This is a genomic window from Mycobacterium paraffinicum (genome assembly GCF_025822865.1).
GTDB classification, from domain to species: domain Bacteria; phylum Actinomycetota; class Actinomycetes; order Mycobacteriales; family Mycobacteriaceae; genus Mycobacterium; species Mycobacterium paraffinicum.
The window spans coordinates 183133-200602 of sequence record NZ_JACKUR010000013.1; the positions used below are offsets into that span (position 1 = coordinate 183133).

15 protein-coding genes are annotated in these 17470 nt (G+C 69.9%); 5 read left to right on the forward strand and 10 right to left on the reverse strand.

Annotation, left to right across the window (positions count from 1 at the left end; genetic code table 11):
• The 8 genes from mraY to H7J89_RS03665 all read right to left on the reverse strand — a co-directional run bounded on the left by mraY (nt 1) and on the right by H7J89_RS03665 (nt 10037).
• A complete protein-coding gene (gene mraY, locus H7J89_RS03630) occupies nt 1–1080 on the reverse strand; it encodes a phospho-N-acetylmuramoyl-pentapeptide-transferase (RefSeq protein ID WP_264036526.1) in 1080 nt (359 codons plus the stop codon).
• Nucleotides 1077–2615: a UDP-N-acetylmuramoyl-tripeptide--D-alanyl-D-alanine ligase gene (locus tag H7J89_RS03635; protein ID WP_264036528.1), complete on the reverse strand. Its 1539-nt coding sequence runs from the start codon at nt 2613–2615 to the stop codon at nt 1077–1079. Before H7J89_RS03635 ends, mraY begins: the two co-directional genes overlap by 4 nt.
• On the reverse strand, nt 2612–4141 hold the full coding sequence (locus H7J89_RS03640; protein ID WP_264036531.1) for a UDP-N-acetylmuramoyl-L-alanyl-D-glutamate--2,6-diaminopimelate ligase: 1530 nt from the start codon (nt 4139–4141) through the stop codon (nt 2612–2614). Before H7J89_RS03640 ends, H7J89_RS03635 begins: the two co-directional genes overlap by 4 nt.
• A gap of 242 nt (nt 4142–4383) precedes the next feature.
• Nucleotides 4384–6462, reverse strand: coding sequence for a peptidoglycan D,D-transpeptidase FtsI family protein (locus H7J89_RS03645; protein WP_264036533.1), 2079 nt, complete (start codon nt 6460–6462; stop codon nt 4384–4386).
• Entirely contained in the window at nt 6459–7634 is a 1176-nt protein-coding gene (ftsL, locus tag H7J89_RS03650) for a cell division protein FtsL (RefSeq protein ID WP_264036535.1), read from the reverse strand. Before ftsL ends, H7J89_RS03645 begins: the two co-directional genes overlap by 4 nt.
• Entirely contained in the window at nt 7631–8788 is a 1158-nt protein-coding gene (rsmH, locus tag H7J89_RS03655) for a 16S rRNA (cytosine(1402)-N(4))-methyltransferase RsmH (RefSeq protein ID WP_264036537.1), read from the reverse strand. Before rsmH ends, ftsL begins: the two co-directional genes overlap by 4 nt.
• The gene (mraZ, locus tag H7J89_RS03660; RefSeq protein WP_007170790.1) at nt 8763–9194 is read right to left on the reverse strand and encodes a division/cell wall cluster transcriptional repressor MraZ; all 432 of its coding nucleotides are present in this window, start codon (nt 9192–9194) and stop codon (nt 8763–8765) included. The genes rsmH and mraZ overlap by 26 nt, the downstream gene beginning before the upstream one ends.
• A gap of 438 nt (nt 9195–9632) precedes the next feature.
• Entirely contained in the window at nt 9633–10037 is a 405-nt protein-coding gene (locus H7J89_RS03665) for an SCO2097 family morphological protein (protein WP_264036541.1), read from the reverse strand.
• A gap of 329 nt (nt 10038–10366) precedes the next feature.
• Between H7J89_RS03665 and H7J89_RS03670 the strand changes: the two genes are divergently transcribed.
• Complete coding sequence (locus tag H7J89_RS03670) at nt 10367–10975, forward strand: GNAT family N-acetyltransferase (RefSeq protein ID WP_264036543.1); 609 nt, start codon at nt 10367–10369, stop codon at nt 10973–10975.
• A gap of 140 nt (nt 10976–11115) precedes the next feature.
• Nucleotides 11116–11763, forward strand: coding sequence for a lipoprotein LppM (gene lppM, locus H7J89_RS03675; RefSeq protein WP_264036580.1), 648 nt, complete (start codon nt 11116–11118; stop codon nt 11761–11763).
• Here lppM and H7J89_RS03680 read toward each other — a convergent pair.
• Complete coding sequence (locus H7J89_RS03680) at nt 11760–12656, reverse strand: mycobacterial-type methylenetetrahydrofolate reductase (protein ID WP_264036582.1); 897 nt, start codon at nt 12654–12656, stop codon at nt 11760–11762. The genes lppM and H7J89_RS03680 overlap by 4 nt on opposite strands.
• A 279-nt stretch (nt 12657–12935) precedes the next feature.
• Here H7J89_RS03680 and idsA2 point away from each other — a divergent pair, with 279 nt between their 5' ends.
• Both idsA2 and H7J89_RS03690 read left to right on the forward strand, forming a co-directional pair.
• The gene (idsA2, locus tag H7J89_RS03685) at nt 12936–13985 is read left to right on the forward strand and encodes a bifunctional (2E,6E)-farnesyl/geranyl diphosphate synthase (protein WP_264036544.1); all 1050 of its coding nucleotides are present in this window, start codon (nt 12936–12938) and stop codon (nt 13983–13985) included.
• Nucleotides 13986–13989: 4 nt separating this feature from the next.
• On the forward strand, nt 13990–15534 hold the full coding sequence (locus H7J89_RS03690) for an alpha-(1->6)-mannopyranosyltransferase A (RefSeq protein WP_264036547.1): 1545 nt from the start codon (nt 13990–13992) through the stop codon (nt 15532–15534).
• A gap of 4 nt (nt 15535–15538) precedes the next feature.
• On the opposite strand, the gene H7J89_RS03695 is transcribed toward H7J89_RS03690, so the two are convergent.
• Entirely contained in the window at nt 15539–15943 is a 405-nt protein-coding gene (locus H7J89_RS03695; protein WP_066947011.1) for an Rv2175c family DNA-binding protein, read from the reverse strand.
• A 197-nt stretch (nt 15944–16140) separates the two neighbouring features.
• Here H7J89_RS03695 and H7J89_RS03700 point away from each other — a divergent pair, with 197 nt between their 5' ends.
• Nucleotides 16141–17352 (forward strand): protein kinase domain-containing protein, encoded by a 1212-nt coding sequence (locus H7J89_RS03700; protein ID WP_264036585.1) that lies wholly within the window; start codon nt 16141–16143, stop codon nt 17350–17352.
• The last annotated feature ends 118 nt before the right edge of the window (nt 17353–17470 follow it).

Here is a 17470-nt window from a genome sequence, read left to right on the forward strand (position 1 = left end):
TCAGGCACCGATCGCGCCCAGCCACTCACCGTAGAAAAGGGCCACGCCCAGACCGCAAGTGATCGCCGTGAGCAGCCAGAAACGGATGATCACCGTGGTTTCGGCCCAGCCGGCCAATTCGAAATGGTGGTGGAAGGGCGCCATCCGGAACACCCGGCGCCCGGTGGTGCGGAAGGCCAGGATCTGCAGCACCACCGAAGTGACCTCGGCGACGAACAGCGACCCCAGCACCACGGCGAGGATCTCGGTGCGGCTGGTCACCGACAGGCCCGCGATGATGCCGCCCAGCGCCAGTGATCCGGTGTCCCCCATGAAAATCTTTGCCGGAGCGGCATTCCACCACAAAAAGCCGATGCAGGCGCCCGCGGTGGCGGCCGCGACGAGCGCCAGGTCCAGCGGGTCGCGCACGTTGTAGCAGCCCAGGCCCGGCGCGGTGACGCAGGCGTTGCGGTACTGCCAGAAGGTGATCAACACGTAGGCGGCGGTGACCATCGCCATGCAGCCGGCCGCCAGCCCGTCGAGGCCGTCGGTGAAGTTGACCGCGTTGGACCAGGCGCTGACGACGACCACGCAGAACAACACAAACAGCCCCGGAGCCAAAGTGACCGTGGCGATCTCGCGCACGTAGGACAAGTCCGAGCTGGCCGGTGTCAACCCGCTGCCATTGCGGAACCGCAACACCAGCACCCCGAACAGCACCGCGGCGGCGACCTGCCCGACTGTCTTGGCCGTCTTGTTCAGCCCGAGATTGCGCGACCGGCGAACCTTGATCAGGTCGTCGAGGAAGCCGACGCCACCGAGCACGGTCGCCAGGCCCAGCACCAGCAGACCCGACGCGGTAACGCCCTCGCCGTCGAACGCGAGCCCGGCCAGGTGCGTCCCGAGGTATCCCGCCCAGATGCCGGCCAGGATCGCCACCCCGCCCATCGACGGCGTGCCGCGCTTGGCGTGATGGCTGGGCGGGCCATCCTCACGGGTGTGATGGCCGAAGCCCTGCCGGGTGAACAACCGAATCAGCGCCGGCGTCAACAGGATTGACACGGCAAGCGCGACGGCCACCGCGATCAGGATCTGCCTCACGCGCCCGTCCCGCTTTCGGTGTCTGCTGCGGCCAGCGCGTCGGCCAGCGCGCCCAGCCCGGCCGCGTTGGAGGCCTTGACCAGGATCACGTCGCCGGGCCGGACTTCGGCCCGCAGCAACGCGAGGGCGGCGTCGGCGTCGGCCACGTTGACGGCCCCCCGATCACCGGAAGCTCCCCACGAGCCCTCCATGACCGCTCCGTGGTGCATGGCGCTCATCGACCTCCCACTTCCCACGACGACAAGTCGAGACACATCTAAGCGCACGGCCAGCCGGCCGATGCGATCGTGTTCGGCCACCGCGTCCTCGCCGAGCTCGGCCATTTCGCCCAGCACCGCCCAGCTCCTGCGGTTTTCGTCGGCGCCGTGGGCGATCCAGGCCAGCGCCTGCAGTCCGGCGCGCATCGAGTCGGGGTTGGCGTTGTAGGCGTCGTCGATCACCGTGACCCCGTCCGCGCGGGTGGTCACGTGCATCCGGTGCCGCGACACCGGCCCGGCGTGCGCCAGCGCGGCGGCGACCTGCTCGACGGTGGCACCGCAGTGCAGCGCGACGGCGGCGGCGCACAGCGCGTTGGCGACCTGATGGTCGCCGTACACGCCCAGCCGCACCTCGACCGCGCTGTCCATCGCGTGCAGGGTAAAGCGGGGCCTGGCCAGTTCGTCCAGCGACACTCCGTCGGCCCAGACGTCGCTGGGACCGGAATCGGTGCGGCTGGACCGGCTGACAAGCACCACCCGCGCCTCGGTGACGTCGGCCATCGCCGCCACGATCGGGTCGTCGGCGTTGAGGATGACCACTCCGGATGACGGAACAGATTGGGGCAGTTCGGATTTGGTGCGCGCGATGGCTTCCCGGGAGCCGAACTCGCCGAGGTGGGCGGTGCCGACGTTGAGGACCACCCCGATCGTCGGCGGGGCGATCTCGGCCAGCGCGGCGATGTTGCCGGGATGGCGGGCCGACATCTCGAGCACCAGGTAGTCGGTGCTGCGCGTCGCGCGCAACACCGTCCAGGGGTGTCCCAGCTCGTTGTTGAACGACCCGGGCGGCGCCACCACCTCGCCCAGCGGCTCGAGCACGGCGGCCACCAGGTCTTTGGTCGACGTCTTGCCCGACGAGCCGGTGATTCCGACGATGGTCAGCCCTCCCGCCACCAGCTCCGCGGCCACCGCCCTGGCCAGCTTGGCCAGCGCGGCCAGCACCGCCGCGCCCGAGCCGTCGGTGTCGTGTTCTAGCACCCCGGCCAGGCCGCCGTCGGCACGGCCGGCCCTCGGTGCCAGAGGCACGACGATGGCGGGCACCCCCACCGGCCGGGCCGCCAGCACGGCGACCGCGCCGGCCGCCGCCGCCGCGTTCGCGTAGTCATGCCCGTCGGCGTGCGCCCCCGGCAGCGCGAGGAACAGGCCACCGGGACCGACTGCGCGCGAGTCGAATTCGACGGCGCCGGTGACGCGAAGCCCGGCGGCGGCCTCCGGCGAGATGTCGGCCAGCGTGCCGCCCACGATGTCGGCGATCTGCGCGACGGTCAGGTCGATCATCGCCGCGCCTTCAGCGCCCGCTCCAGCTCCACCCGGTCGTCGAAGGGGCGGACCTCCCCTGCCGCGCGCTGGCCCGTTTCGTGGCCTTTGCCCGCTACCAGGACCACGTCGCCCGGCCCGGCCCAGGCCACCGCGTGTTCGATCGCCGCCCGCCGGTCGCCGATCTCGACCACCTCGGCCGCACCGCCGCTGGCGGCCGCCCCGGCCAGGATCTCGCGGCGGATGGCGGCGGGGTCCTCGCCGCGCGGATTGTCGTCGGTGACGACGACCAGGTCGGCCAGCTCGGCCGCCGTCGCGCCCATCGGCGCCCGCTTACCCGGGTCGCGCTCGCCGCCGGCGCCGAACACCACCGCCAGCCGGCGCCCCGGACGCGACAGGGTGGCCAGCACCGCCCGCAGCGCGCCCGGCTTGTGGGCGTAGTCGACCAGCGCCAGGAAATCCTGGCCGCAGTCGATGTCTTCCATCCGGCCGGGCACCCGGGTCTCCAGCAGCCCCGGCGCCGCCTGCTCCGGAGACACGCCCACCGCATCCAAAATCGCCAGCGCGACAAGGCAATTGGCGATGTTGTAATGCCCCGGCAGCCGGATGCCGACCCGATGGCGCACGCCGGCGGGGTCGATCGCGGTGAACTGCTGTCCCCCGCCGCCCAGTGGGGTCACGTCCATGGCGCGCCAGTGCGCGGGCTGGTCGCCGGTGCTGACGGTGATCGCGTCGCCGGCCCGGGCCGCCATGGCCCGGCCCGCGTCGTCGTCGATGCAGACCACGACCCGGCGGGCCCGTAGCGGCGAGGCCGGATCGAACAGCTTCGCCTTGGCCTCGAAGTAGTCCGCCATGGTGGGGTGAAAGTCGAGGTGGTCGCGGGACAGGTTGGTGAAGGCGCCCACCGCGAACCCGGTGCCGTCCACGCGGCCCAGCGCCAGCGCGTGGCTGGACACCTCCATGACGACGGTGTCCACCCCGCGCTCGGCCATCGCCGCGAACATGGCCTGCAGCGCGGGGGCCTCCGGGGTGGTCAGCGCGCTCGGGACGTCCGCGCCGGCGATGCGGATGCCGACCGTGCCGATCAGCCCGGCCGTCCGGCCGGCGGCGCGCAGCCCGGATTCGACCAGATACGTCGTGGTGGTCTTGCCGGAGGTTCCGGTGATCCCGACCACCGTCGTCCGCTCCGACGGGTGCCCGTACACCGTGGCGGCCAGGGCGCCGAGCACGCTGCGGGGCGCCGGGTGCACCAGCGTCGGGACGGCCGATGCCGACGCACCCATCTCCGCCACCCCGGCGGCGTCGGTGAGGACCGCGACGGCCCCATGCTCGATCGCCTCGGCCGCGAAGCGGGCCCCGTGCGTCGACGCGCCGGTCAGCGCGGCGAACAGGTCGCCGGGCCGCACGTCCTGGGCACGCAGCGTGACGCCGGTGACGGCCACGTCGGGGACCGCCGCGCCCCGGTCGGCGAGCACCGCCCCGACCTGGGCCGCCAGCGCGGGCAGGCGCGTGCCAGCGCCGGCGCTGGGCCGCAGCCCCGTGGGCATCGGCACCACCTGTTCACACCTCCCTGCAGACCCGCGTGATCCTCATGATCGGCCATGACACCCTACCGAGTGGCACCCGCAATCCAGGTGGGCTCGTCAATTGAGTGTGCGGTGAGGGCCTTGAGTGTGCGCTGACGGCGTGATCTGGGCCCGAATTCCGCCCTGAGCGCACACCCAACGCCGTCACCGCACAATCGACGGAATACCCGCAGCGCCCGGCCACGCCGCGCTCGCGATCGCCGCTAGGTGGCCTGCAGTGTCAGCGGCGGGCCGGGGTCGGGCGAGAGCGGCACGTTCTCCCGCTGCATGAGCCAGCCGGCGATGTTGTGGAAGAGCGGGGCCGCCGAGTGGCCCGGCGTACCGTCCGCGTTGCGATCCGGGTTGTCCATCATGATGCCGATGACGTAGCGCGGGTTGTCGACGGTGGCCATGCCGGCGAATGTGATCCAGTAGACGTTGTCGAAGTAGCAGCCGCAGGCCGGGTTGATCTGCTGTGCGGTACCCGTCTTACCGGCCATCTGGTAGCCCGTCACCGCGGCGGCCGGCCCGGTGCCCTGCTGGTAACCCATCGGGTCGCGTTGCACGACGGCGCGCAGCATGTTGCGGACGGTCTGGGCCGTCTGCGCCGAAACCACCCGCACGCCTTCGGGACGCGGTTCTTCCGTCCGGGTGCCGTCGGGCGCGATGGTGGCCTTGACGATCCGCGGCGGTACCCGCACCCCGTCGTTGGCGATCGTCTGGTACATGCCGGCCATCTGCAACAGCGTCATCGAAAGGCCTTGCCCGATAGGCAGGTTCGAGAAGGTGCTGCCCGACCACTGGTCGATGGGCGGCACCAGCCCGGCGCTCTCACCGGGCAGGCCGACGTTGGTGCGTTGCCCGAGACCGAATTTGCGGACCATGTCGTAGAAGCGTTCCGGTCCGACGCGCTGCGCGAGCATCAAAGTGCCTACGTTGGAAGACTTTCCGAACACGCCGGTGGTCGTGTAGGGCATCACGCCGTGGTCCCACGCGTCGTGAATGGGCACCCCGCCCATCTGGATCGACCCGGGCACCTGCAGCACCTCGTCGGGATTGGACAGGCCGTACTCGATCACCGACGACGCGGTGATGACCTTGTTCACCGAGCCCGGCTCGAACGGCGAGGAAACGGCAAGGTTGCCCAGCTGCTTGTCACCCTGACGCCCGATGTCCTGCGACGGGTCAAAGGTGTTGTCGTTGGCCATCGCCAGCACTTCGCCGGTCTTCGAGTCCAGCACGACCGCCGAGACATTGTGCGCGCCAGAGAGATTCTTGGCCTGTTGGACCTGCTGCTGGACGTAGAACTGGATGTCGTCGTCGAGGGTCAGCTGCACCATCGAACCGTTGACCGCCCGGTGCCGGTTGCGGTAACTGCCGGGGATGACGACGCCGTCGGATCCCCGGTCATAGGTGACCGAGCCGTCGGTCCCGGACAGCACCGAGTCCAGGGACTCCTCCAGCCCAAGCAGCCCGTGCCCGTCCCAGTCGATGCCGCCGACGATGTTGGCCGCCAACGACCCGCCCGGATACTGGCGCAGATCCTGTCGCTCCGAACCGACTTCGGGGTACTTGTCGGAGATCGCGCTGGCGACGGCCGGATCGACGGCGCGCGCCAGATACACGAAGTTCTCATCGCTTTGCAGCTTCTTCAGCACGGTCGCGGAGTCCGGCTTGTTGCCCAGCCGGGTGGAGACCTCCTTGGCGATATCCCGCAGGCGCTGCTGAGGATCGGGGGCCACCGTGTTCTTGTTCTTGGCCTCTTCCAGTTGCTTGCGAATCCTCTTGGGCTGGAACGTCAACGCGCGCGATTCAGTGGTGAACGCCAGCTGATCCTTGTTCCGGTCGACGATGCTGCCGCGCACCGCCTTTTCGACGTCGGTGACCTTGAGCTGGCCCGCGGCCTGGGCACGCAGCGCCGGCGCGTTGGTCACCTGCAGGACGAACAACTGGACCGCGGCCACCACGATCAAGGCCCCGATGGCGGCGTTCCCGGCCCGGTGCCGGAAGACGAACGACGCACCGCGGGTGCCGGCCTGCACCAGCCGGGTGCGCCGCTCCCGTGCGGAGTGCCCGGTGGCGACGGCGTCCTGCCGGTCGGCCGGGCGGGTTTTCTTGGCGTCCTTGGCGTCCTTGGCGTCTTTGGCTTCCTTGACCTTCCGGAACCGCTTCGGCTCCCGGACGTCCTCGGCTTGCTGCTTCACCCGCCGCTTGGACTGGCGAACCCCCTTGGCTTCCTGCGCCTTACGGGGACCGCGCGTCGGCTGCGACCGGCGGTTGCGCGAGGAGTCGCCGCGGCTCACCGGGGCGCACCTGGTGTCACGACGGGGCCCGGTGCCGCGGGCTGCGGCGCGAGCACCGGAGCGGCGGGGACGACGGGGACCACGGGAGCCGCGGGGGCCGGCCCGCGCTGCACCTGAACCGGCACCTCCGCGGGTAGCGGCGCGGGCAGCTGCCCGGGCGGCGGAATGGGCAAGCCGCCCAACGGGATCGACACCTCGGCGGGCGCCGGAGCGAGCGCGGGTCCCGCCGGCGCGGGCAGCCCCGGTACCGGCACACCCGGCGCCGGCAGCACCGGGGCCTGCCCGGTGACCGGCGGAACCGGCACACCCGGCGCAGCCGGCAGCCCAGGCCCTGCCTGTCCCAGGTGCTGGCCGCCCAGCGTCGACGCCCCGTCCGGTGCGCGCAGCAGCGCCTCGGGCCCGGACCTCGCCGGCGCGGGCGCCACGGGGTCTGGCTGCAGCCGGACCGGGACCTCCGCGGCGGGCGCCGGCGGCGCCGGGGGCTGCGGCGGGCCTTGGTCGGGCAGCTTGCTGTTCAACGGCGGCGGCGGCACCCCGTCAGCCGGCTTGGGCGTCCCGACCACCACCCAGTTGCCGGACGGGTCCTGGACCAGATGCGCGGTGTCTCGCGTCGGGATCATGCCCTGTTTGCGGGCCGCCTCCGCCAGTGCCGGGGCGGATTCCGCCTCGCGCACATCGCGTTCCAGCGCCTCTTTCTGCTGTTGCAGCAGCCGGGTCTTCTCGCGGGCGTGACTCAACTTATAGGAGCGCTCGGCGGAGTCCGTGGACAACCACAGCGTGAGGCCCAACCCCAGGCCGAGCGCGCCGATGACCAAGACGACGAACGGAACCCTGCTCGCCAGGGTGCGGGGCCGAAGGTCGATCGCGGCCAGCCGGGCCGCCAAACGTTCGCTCAGCCGGGGACGAACGACTTTGGGCGCTTTGGCTTTCCGCGCCTTGGCGCGGGCCTTGGCCTGGCTCGTACTCTTGGGCCGCGCAGGCCGCTCGACCGGCCGGGCGATCGGGCTGGTCTGCGGTCCGGACTTGGGCGCGCGGCTCTCACGGGTGGGCGCGGAGGTGCGCCCGGGCCGGGGGCGGCGCGCAGGACCGGGATCGGCCACCGAACGCCGGCTCCGCCGGGCGGAACCGTCGCGTCCGCCGCGGCGATTCGGCGTCTCGCGCTTTGCTTTCATGCGTCGCCCTTCCCGGTTGACTGCTTGACTCGTTGCACGGCTCGCAGCCGCACGGCGGCGCTGCGCGGATTGCGTTCGACCTCGTCGGCGTCCGCACGTTCGGCGCCATGCGTCAGTGATCGGAATCGCGGCTCGTGGCCGGGAAGTTCGACCGGCAGATCCACCGGCGTGCGGGAGGCCACCGCGTCGGCGAACAACCGTTTGACGATCCGGTCTTCCAGCGATTGGTAGGCCAGCACCACCATGCGCCCGCCGACGGTGAGCGCGTCCAACCCGGCCGGAATCGCGCTGCGCAACGAGTTCAGTTCGTCGTTGACGGCGATCCGTAGGGCCTGGAAGGTCCGTTTAGCCGGATGCCCGCCGGTGCGCCGGGCCGGGGCCGGGATCGCTTGATACAGCAGGGCTACCAATTCCGCGGTCGAAGTGAAGGGGGCGCTGGCGCGGCGGCGCACGATCTGTGCCGCGATCCGGCGTGCGAATCGCTCCTCGCCGTAGCGGTGCAGGATGTCCGCCAGCGCGGCTTCGTCGTAGGTGTTGACGATGTCGGCCGCCGTCAGCGGCGACTCCGGATCCATCCGCATGTCCAGCGGCGCGTCCTGCGCGTAGGCGAAGCCGCGCTCGGTTCGGTCGAGCTGCATGGATGACACGCCCAGGTCGAACAGCATCCCGTCGACCGATCCGGCTGTGGCGTAACCGGATTCGGTCAGCGCCGCGGCGAGGCCGTCGTAGCGGGTGTGCACCAGCGTGGCCCGGTCGGCGAATCGCGCCAGCCGGGCCCGGGCGATGTCCAGGGCGTTGGGATCGCGGTCGAGTCCGATCAGCCGCAGCCCCGGCAGGTCCGTGAGGAATCGTTCGGCGTGCCCGCCCGCGCCGAGGGTGGCGTCGAGAAGGACCGCGCCCGAACCGTCCGCGTCGTGACGGGTCAGCGCGGGAGTGAGCAGCTCGACGCAGCGATGCAGCAGGACGGGCACATGCCCGAAGTCCGGTGAATCCTCAACCACCGCAACACCTCCCCGGGTCGGGCGAGATGCCCCTGCATCGAGGTCCCTGTCCGAAGGCACGAACCTGGCGTTGGGGAAGTACGCCAGGGTCGGTTCGGGCAGAGGCCACGTTGCACGGGCATGCGCCTCAGATGATGTCGCCGAGTGCTTCATCGCTGGCCGCGGAGAAGTTCTCTTCGTGGGTCTGCTGGTAGTCCTGCCAGGCTTGCGCGTCCCAGATCTCGAGGTAATCGACCGCTCCGATCACCACGCAATCCTTGGAGAGGTTCGCGTAGCGACGGTGGTCGGCCGACAGCGTGATGCGCCCCTGCGCGTCGGGATGCTGCTCGTCGGTGCCGGCGGCGAGGTTGCGCAGGAAGGCCCGGGCGTCGGGGTTGCTCCGCGAGGCCTTGCTCGCCCGGCGTGCGAGCTGCTCGAATTCGCCCCGCGGGTAGACGGCGAGGCTGTGGTCTTGGCTCTTGGTGACCATCAACCCCCCTGCCAGCGCGTCCCGGAATTTGGCGGGCAACGTCAGCCGCCCTTTGTCGTCGAGTTTGGGCGTGTAGGTGCCGAGAAACACCAGCTCACCTCCCCCTCGGGGTCACCCAAACACTGTTGCCACCATACCCCACAATCCCCCACTCTGCCCCATTGTTGGAGTGTCGTGGCGGACTTTTCCAGGTTATCCGCCACTCCTAGCCGCGCATGTCGTCATCTGGTGGCCTAGGGGGTCGCGCCCGGCACCGCGGCGGCGGGTACAAAATGGCACGTCAGAGCGGCGTGAAGGCGCGGGTGGGGCCTATTGGGGGGACTGCGTGGGGGCCGGTGGGGCTCACGACCTGCGCCGAAGCTCGGTTGGGGCTCGATTCGGCGTCAAAACGGCATCGACGGCCCGCCGATCACCGGCCGGCCCGGGTGGGTCCGTGATCATGGCGCCGCGGCCCGCTGCGGGCAGCAGAGATGGGCAAGAGAAAAGGGGCAGCCGATGATGGCTACCCCTTATGCGGGGGCGGTGCCGCTAGTCGTCGAAGCGACGGCGGAACCGGTCTTCCATCCGACTGGTGAACGAGCCACCACCGCCCTTGTTGCGGCGCTGGCGGAGCGACCCCGGCGCCGATCCGGGGTGGTCGGGCCGGCCGGACAACCGCGGGCCGGTGATGGCGAATACCACTCCGCCGAACATCACGATGAACCCGAAAACACTGAGAATCGGGAAGTTTCCGATCATGGTGGCCTTGAACGCCACGCCCGAAACCAGCATCGCCAGACCGATGACGAACAACGCCGCGCCTTGCAGGCGCCGGCGCGCGCTGGGTGCACGGAACCCTCCGCCGCGGACGCTCGACGCGAATTTGGGGTCTTCGGCGTAGAGAGCGCTCTCGATCTGATCGAGCATCCGCTGCTCATGATCGGAGAGTGGCATTCGTCCCTCCTTGCCGACAGTCTGACGCGTAACTATCGATAGCACGCGGATGCCCGTTGTGGGGGCAACTAATTGAAATGATACGAGGTCAATCTGCGCCTTACCACTGGTTCGGTGGCGATTCTATCCTGGCCGGTGATTGGCACCCATGGGAACCGGAACGGCCGTGCGCTACAACCGCCTTCCCTACCCGCGGTCGCCACTGGGTCCGTTGCCGCGGCCGCTCGCCGAACGACCTCCGCCGGGTCCGATAATGGCGATGACGGCCGGCGCCGAGCGGCCACACGAAGCCGAAGCGCCGGAGCACAGAATGAGGAGGACACCGCAACTTGGCGATATTCCTCATCGATCTGCCGCCCACCGATATGGAGCGCCGCCTCGGCGACGCCCTGAAGGTGTACGTCGACGCGATGCGGTACCCGCGGGGCACCGAAAACCAGCGCGCGGCCATGTGGCTCGAGCACATCCGCCGGCGCGGGTGGCAAGGGGTGGGCGTCGTGGATGCCGAGGTGGGCGACGACGCGGACGGCCCGATCCCGCCGGCGGCCGAACTGAGCAATGCACCGTTGCTCGGCGTGGCGTACGGCTACCCGGGGGCGCCCGGGCAGTGGTGGCAGCAGCAGGTCGTCCTCGGCCTGCAACGCGGCGGCCTGCCGCCCCAGGAGATCGGCGGCCTGATGAGCAGCTATTTCGAGTTGACCGAACTGCACATCCACCCGCGCGCGCAGGGTCGCGGGCTCGGCGAGGCGCTGGCCCGGCGGCTCCTGGCCGGCCGGGCCGAAGAGAATGTCCTGCTGTCCACGCCGGAGACCAACGGTGAGCCGAACCGGGCCTGGCGGTTGTACCGGCGGCTGGGCTTCACCGACGTCATCCGCGACTACCACTTCGCAGGGGACCCACGGGCATTCGCGATCCTGGGCCGCAAGCTGCCGCTGTGAGCGCCGGGTCGAGGGCGCGCCTGGGCGAACGCGCAAAAGCGGCACGCCGGATCTGGCACGATGACCTGGTGCGCGCCAGCCATGCCCCGCCCCGGACCCGTGGATTCACCGCTCGGCGGCGCCGGTTCGTGGCCATCGCGATGCTGCTGATGCTGGTGCCGCTGGCCACCGGGTGCTTGCGGGTGCGGGCGTCGCTGACGATCTCACCCGATGACCTGGTGTCCGGCGAGATCGTCGCCGCCGCGAAACCCAAGACGCCCAAGGACACCGGCCCGCAGCTCGACAGCAACAACCTGCCGTTCAGCCAGAAGGTGGCGGTGTCGAACTACGACAGCGACGGTTACGTGGGATCGCAAGCGGTGTTCTCCGACCTGACCTTCGCCGAGCTGCCGCAGCTGGCCAACATGAACTCCGACGCGCAGGGCGTGAACCTCACGCTGCGCCGCAACGGCAACCTGGTGATCCTCGAGGGCCGCGCGGACCTGACCTCCGTGACCGATCCCGAAGCCGACGTCGAACTGACCGTCGCCTTCCCCGGCGTGGTGACCTCCACCAACGGCGACCGGGTCGAATCCACGGTGGTCTCCTGGAAGCTCAAACCGGGCGTGGTGAGCACCATGACCGCCCAGGCCCGTTACACCGACCCGAACACGCGGTCCCTGACCGGGGCGGGCGTGTGGCTGGGCATCGCGTCCTTCGCGGCGGCCGGCGTGGTCGCGCTGCTGGCCTGGATGAACCGCGACCGTTCGCCGCGGTTGACCGCGCCGCGCGACCAGCCGCCGAGCTAGACCCGCTGGGCCGGTGACCAGTACGCCAGCATCTCCGCGAACGTCTGGAAGGCGGGCCCCGACACCCCGTAGGTCGCCTCGAGGTGGATGCTCAGCGGGAAGCCCAGCTCAGCCACCCCGTCGATCACGCGCTTGTACAGGTCGACCATGAGCTGGCGCTTCTGGGGCGGTTCGCTGCCGGCCAACCGCTTGACGAACTCCTGCTCGTCGGCGACCACCTGGTTACCCGGGTCCTGAATCAGCCAGTTGATCAGGCCGACCCGGCTCTCCATCTTCGGGACGAAGCCGAACGACAGCAGGATCTCCGGCCGGTGATCGGTGTTCTTGGCGAATTCGCTCAGGAATCCCACGATCGCGTCGGAGTACAACAGCTGGGTCATGCCGTAGGTCGCGCCCTGGTCGCACTTGAAGTTGAACCGGCCGTGCTCCCCTTCGCGGGTGGGAATCAGGATCACCCCGCGGTTGGGCACCAGCTCGCGATAGATCGACAAGGCGTCGGTGGGAGCGACGCCGGAGCCTTCCCCGTCGTTCATGGTGCGCGGGACGCCGACGAAGACCACGCCTTCCATCCCGGCCGCGCGCAGATCGGTCAGCCGCCGGCGCAGCGTCGGCTCGTCGGAGAAGGCGGTGACCTGGGTGCACAGGCCGTGGATTCCCGGCAGCTCGGGCTTGACGATCGACCAGAAATCCAGCACGTCCAGCTTGGGCTTCATCGTGATCGGCCGGTCGTCGTCCTCGGCGATGATGCCCGGGATCATCACGTGCCGGAGCCGGCCGTCCAGACCGGATTCGGCCGAGTACTGCACCACCTTTCGCGCGTCTTCGAGTGCCCGCTCCCGGCCTTCATCGGCGTTGGGCGGCACCAGCTCGAGCGCAATGGTGTTGAGTGTCACGCGGCTTCTCTCCATCCGATGAATGCTTGGGGCATCGCCCGGCCGCACACCAGCGGGCGGCCCCGACACCCCAGCCAGCATAGGCGTGGGGGTACCACCCGCTTTCGGGGGAATAGTGAGCCAGTCGAAGCAACCGCGGTCCCCCACCCACGCCAGGTTGGAAGGATCCCCGATGCCGCGCCGAATACACTGGTCGGGCCTGCCACACGCAGACACGTCGAGGGAGAAAGGGGCGCCGCGCTGAGCCTGAAAGCTTCAGAAGCAGCGGCAACCGTCGAGTTGACCGGCGCCATCACCGATCGACTGCGGCAGTATTTGCGCGACCGGCGCGCCGACACCGCCTACATCGGCGGCGACTACGAAGACCTCGTCGCCGCCCTCGAAGCCTTCGTGCTCAACGGGGGCAAGCGGCTGCGGCCCGCCTTCGCCTACTGGGGCTGGCGCGCCGTAGCGACCGGGGAACCCGATTCCGAAGCGCTGCTGCTGTTTTCCGCGCTGGAGCTGCTGCACGCCTGCGCGCTGGTCCATGACGATGTGATCGACGACTCCTCCACCCGCCGCGGCCGGCCGACCGCTCATGTCCAGTTCGCGGAGCTGCACCGCAATCGGCGGTGGCGCGGCTCCTCGGACCGGTTCGGCATGTCGGCCGCCATCCTGCTCGGAGACCTCGCGCTGTCCTGGGCCGACGACATCGTTTTTCGCGTGGGCCTGTCAGCGGAGGCCGCGCGGCGCGTCCAGCGGGTGTGGTCCGAAATCCGCACCGAGGTACTGGGCGGTCAGTACCTGGACATCGTCGCCGAGGCCAGCGCCGCCGAATCGATCGCGTCAGCGATGAACGTCGACACGTACAAGACGGCCTGTTACACCGTGTCGCGACCGCTGCAGCTGGGGGCGGCCGCGGCCGCCGACCGACCCGACGTGCAGGACGCCTTCGGCCGGTTCGGGACGGACCTCGGGGTGGCGTTCCAACTCCGTGACGACGTGCTGGGCGTGTTCGGGGACCCGGCGGTGACCGGCAAGCCGTCGGGTGACGACTTGCGGTCGGGCAAGCGCACCGTGCTGCTGGCCGAGGCATTGGAGTTGGCGGATAGGTCGGATCCGTTGGCGGCCAACCTGTTACGCGACTCGATCGGGGCGCAGCTGACCGACGCCGAGGTCGATCGGCTGCGTGATGTCATCGAGTCGGTGGGCGCCCTGGCCGCGGCCGAGCGACGCATCGCCGAGCTGACGCAACGGGCACTGGCCGCGCTGGCGGCCGCGCCCATCAACGCGCCGGCCAAGGCCGGATTGTCCGAGCTGGCCAGAATGGCCACCGACCGGTCCGCCTGAGCCGATGACGACGCCGACGCACAGCCCGCCGTCCGACACGCCGGCAACGGAACCGCCTGGCGGTGGGTGGTTTTCGCGGCTGCACGCATTCACCACCACCGCGCAGTCCCGGCCGGCGAAACTGGGAATGCTCGGTTCGGTCCTGATCGGCGTGGGCGGCCTGGGTGCGGGCAGCACCCGGCAACACGACCCGCTGCTGGAGTCAATCCATATGTCGTGGCTGCGTTTTGGCCACGGCCTGGTGTTGTCGTCGGTGGTGTTGTGGATGGGCGTGGGCCTCATGCTGATCGCATGGCTGGGGCTGGGCCAACGCGTACTAGCCGGCGAAATGACCGAGTTCATGATGAAGGTCACCACCGGCTTCTGGCTGGCGCCGCTGCTGCTGTCGGTGCCCGTCTTCAGCCGGGACACCTATTCGTATCTGGCCCAGGGCGCCCTGCTGCGTGATGGCCTGGATCCCTATGCCGTCGGACCGGTCGCCAACCCGAACAACCTGCTGGACAACGTAAGTCCCATCTGGACGATCACCACCGCCCCCTATGGTCCGGCGTTCATTCTGGTGGCCAAACTCGTCACGATGCTCGTCGGCAACAACGTGGTGGCCGGAACGGCGCTGCTGCGGCTGTGCATGCTGCCGGGGCTGGCCCTGCTGATCTGGGCCACCCCGCGATTGGCCCGCCACCTGGGCACCAACGGCTCGACGGCCTTGTGGATCTGTGTGCTCAACCCGCTCGTGCTCATCCATCTGATGGGTGGGGTGCACAACGAGATGCTGATGGTGGGACTGATGGCAGCCGGCATCGCGCTGAGCTTCGCCGGCCGCCACGTCCTCGGCACTTCGCTGATCACGGTGGCGATCGCGGTCAAGGCCACCGCCGGGATCGCCCTGCCGTTCATGGTGTGGGTGTGGACGCGGCATCTGCGCGACCGCCGCGGGTACCGGCCGGCCTGGGCGTTCGCGGCGGCCACCGCGATATCGCTGCTGGTCTTCGCCGTCGTGTTCGGCATCCTGTCGGCGGTGGCGGGCGTGGGCCTGGGGTGGCTTACGGCACTGGCCGGGTCCGTGAAGATCATCAACTGGCTGACCGTGCCGACCGCGGCCGCAAACATCATCCACGCCGTGTTCAGCGGCTTCTTCGCGGTGCACTTCTACCCCTTGCTGCGCATCACCCGCTTCATCGGGATCGCGATCATCGCGGTGTCGCTGCCCCTGCTGTGGTGGCGGTTCCGGCGTGACGACCGGGCCGCCCTGACCGGCATCGCCTACTCGATGCTGGTGGTGGTGCTCTTCGTCCCCGCGGCTCTGCCGTGGTACTACTCCTGGCCGCTGGCGGTGGTGGCCCCGCTCGCGCAGTCCCGGCGGGCCGTCGCGATCATCGCCGGCCTGTCGACGTGGGTGATGGTGATCTTCAAACCCGATGGCTCGCACGGGATGTACTCGTGGCTGCATTTCTCGCTGGCCACCGCCTGCGCGCTGTTCGCCTGGTACAGCCTCTACCGTGCCCCCGACGAGCGGGCCGGCATAACCGAGGAAGCCGCCGCTCAGTAAGCCCTCAGCAAGCCATCGCCTGTGCCCGACGCACGACTTCCCGAGCCTGGTGCGCGTGCAGGGCGTCGACGGGGCGGGCGTTGCTGATGGCATCCCGGCTGCCGTCGTGCGTGATCGTCAGCGACGGATCGGGGGTGAACAACCACCGCACGATCTCGGTGTCGTGGTAGCCGCCGTCGTGCAGGATCGTCAACAGTCCCGGCAGGCTCTTGACCACCTCACCGGACTTGGTGAAGAACACCTGGGGCACCACCAGGCCGCCCTCGCGCTTGACCGCGACCAGGTGACCTTCCCGCAGTTGCTGCTGGACCTTGCTGACCGAAATCCGGAGCAATTCGGCGACCCGCGGCAGGTCGTAGGTGGGCTCGTCGGGATCCAGAACATCGTCGCCGGCAGGAACACTGCTCACCCGCGCAAGTGTAGGCCCTGGCACGCGGATTGAACCCGTGTTCTGACGCCCAATCACACCGTCACCCCTACGATGGCCCCGTGGCCGAAGCCGAATCGCCCGACTCTCCCCCAGGCCACTACGCGGCCGGTGGCGCCCCCACCCCGGGCCGCCCCGGCCCGCATCGTCGCCGGGCAGACCCCGGGACGCGAGACCCCTTGGACAGCGCATTGCTGGATGGCCGCTACCTGGTGCAGTCCAAGATCGCCAGCGGCGGCACGTCAACCGTGTACCGCGGCCTCGACACGCGGCTCGACCGCCCCGTCGCGGTGAAGGTGATGGATTCGCGCTACGCCGGCGACGATCAGTTCCTGACCCGCTTTCAGCGCGAGGCCCGCACGGTCGCAAGGCTGAAAGACCCCGGCCTGGTCGCGGTCTACGACCAGGGCTTGGACGGTCGGCACCCTTTCTTGGTGATGGAGCTCATCGAGGGCGGCACGCTGCGCGAGCTGCTGGCCGAGCGCGGGCCGATGCCGCCCTATGCCGTGGCCGCGGTGCTGCGCCCGGTGCTGGGCGGACTCGCCGCCGCACACCGGGCCGGTCTGGTCCATCGCGACGTCAAGCCCGAGAACGTGCTGATCTCCGACGACGGCGACGTGAAGATCGCTGATTTCGGTTTGGTCCGTGCCGTCGCGGCCGCTGGAATCACCTCCACGAGCGTAATTTTGGGAACGGCGGCCTACCTGTCGCCCGAGCAGGTGCGCCACGGCGACGCCAGCCCCCGCAGCGACGTGTACTCCGCCGGGATTCTCACCTACGAGCTGCTGACCGGGCGCACCCCGTTCACCGGCGACTCAGCGTTGTCGATCGCCTACCAGCGGCTGGACACCGATGTGCCGTCGCCCGGTGCCGCGATCGACGGTGTGCCCCCGCAGTTCGACGAGTTCGTGCGGCGCGCGACCGCGCGCGATCCGGGCGACCGGTACGCCGACGCCATCGAGATGGGGGCCGAGCTCGACGCGATCGCCGAAGAACTTGCGCTGCCGGACTTTCGGGTCCCGGCGCCGCGCAACTCCGCGCAGCACCGGTCGGCGGCCCTGCAACACAGCCGAACGAGCCCGCGCCCGGCCGCCGCCGCGCCGCCCGCGGCCGCACCGGTCCGCCACCCCACCCGCCAGTTGACGCGCGGCCCCGAGGAATGGTCCGAGCCGCAGCACCCGCCACACTCCGACGACGAGCCCGACGACTACGAATACCAGCCCGTCACAGGGGAATTCGCCGGCATTCCGATCAGCGAATTCGCGTACGCCCGGCAGCACGGCCGGCGCATGGTGCTGGTCTGGGTGGCGCTGGTGCTGGCGCTGACCGGGCTGGTCGCCACCGCGGCGTGGACGATCGGGACCAACCTGAACGGGCTGATGGGGGGCTAGGAGCCTGCTGAATTAGTGGTGTTTGGGGCGAGGCGCCTCGAGCCGTCTTGCGGCGTTGTGGAAGTCAGACCCTGAGGTCGACAGGAGAGGTCGCCCCGCCGGTTTGAGAGTGGCACGG

Coding starts and splice junctions, on each gene's coding strand:
- rsmH (WP_264036537.1), bottom strand. CDS start 8,788: ATGAAGCACTCGGCGACATCATCTGAGGCGCATGCCCGTGCAACGTGG.
- H7J89_RS03640 (WP_264036531.1), bottom strand. CDS start 4,141: ATGCCCACGGGGCTGCGGCCCAGCGCCGGCGCTGGCACGCGCCTGCCC.
- H7J89_RS03665 (WP_264036541.1), bottom strand. CDS start 10,037: ATGCCACTCTCCGATCATGAGCAGCGGATGCTCGATCAGATCGAGAGC.
- ftsL (WP_264036535.1), bottom strand. CDS start 7,634: ATGAAAGCAAAGCGCGAGACGCCGAATCGCCGCGGCGGACGCGACGGT.
- lppM (WP_264036580.1), top strand. CDS start 11,116: ATGCTGCTGATGCTGGTGCCGCTGGCCACCGGGTGCTTGCGGGTGCGG.
- H7J89_RS03690 (WP_264036547.1), top strand. CDS start 13,990: ATGACGACGCCGACGCACAGCCCGCCGTCCGACACGCCGGCAACGGAA.
- H7J89_RS03635 (WP_264036528.1), bottom strand. CDS start 2,615: ATGATCGACCTGACCGTCGCGCAGATCGCCGACATCGTGGGCGGCACG.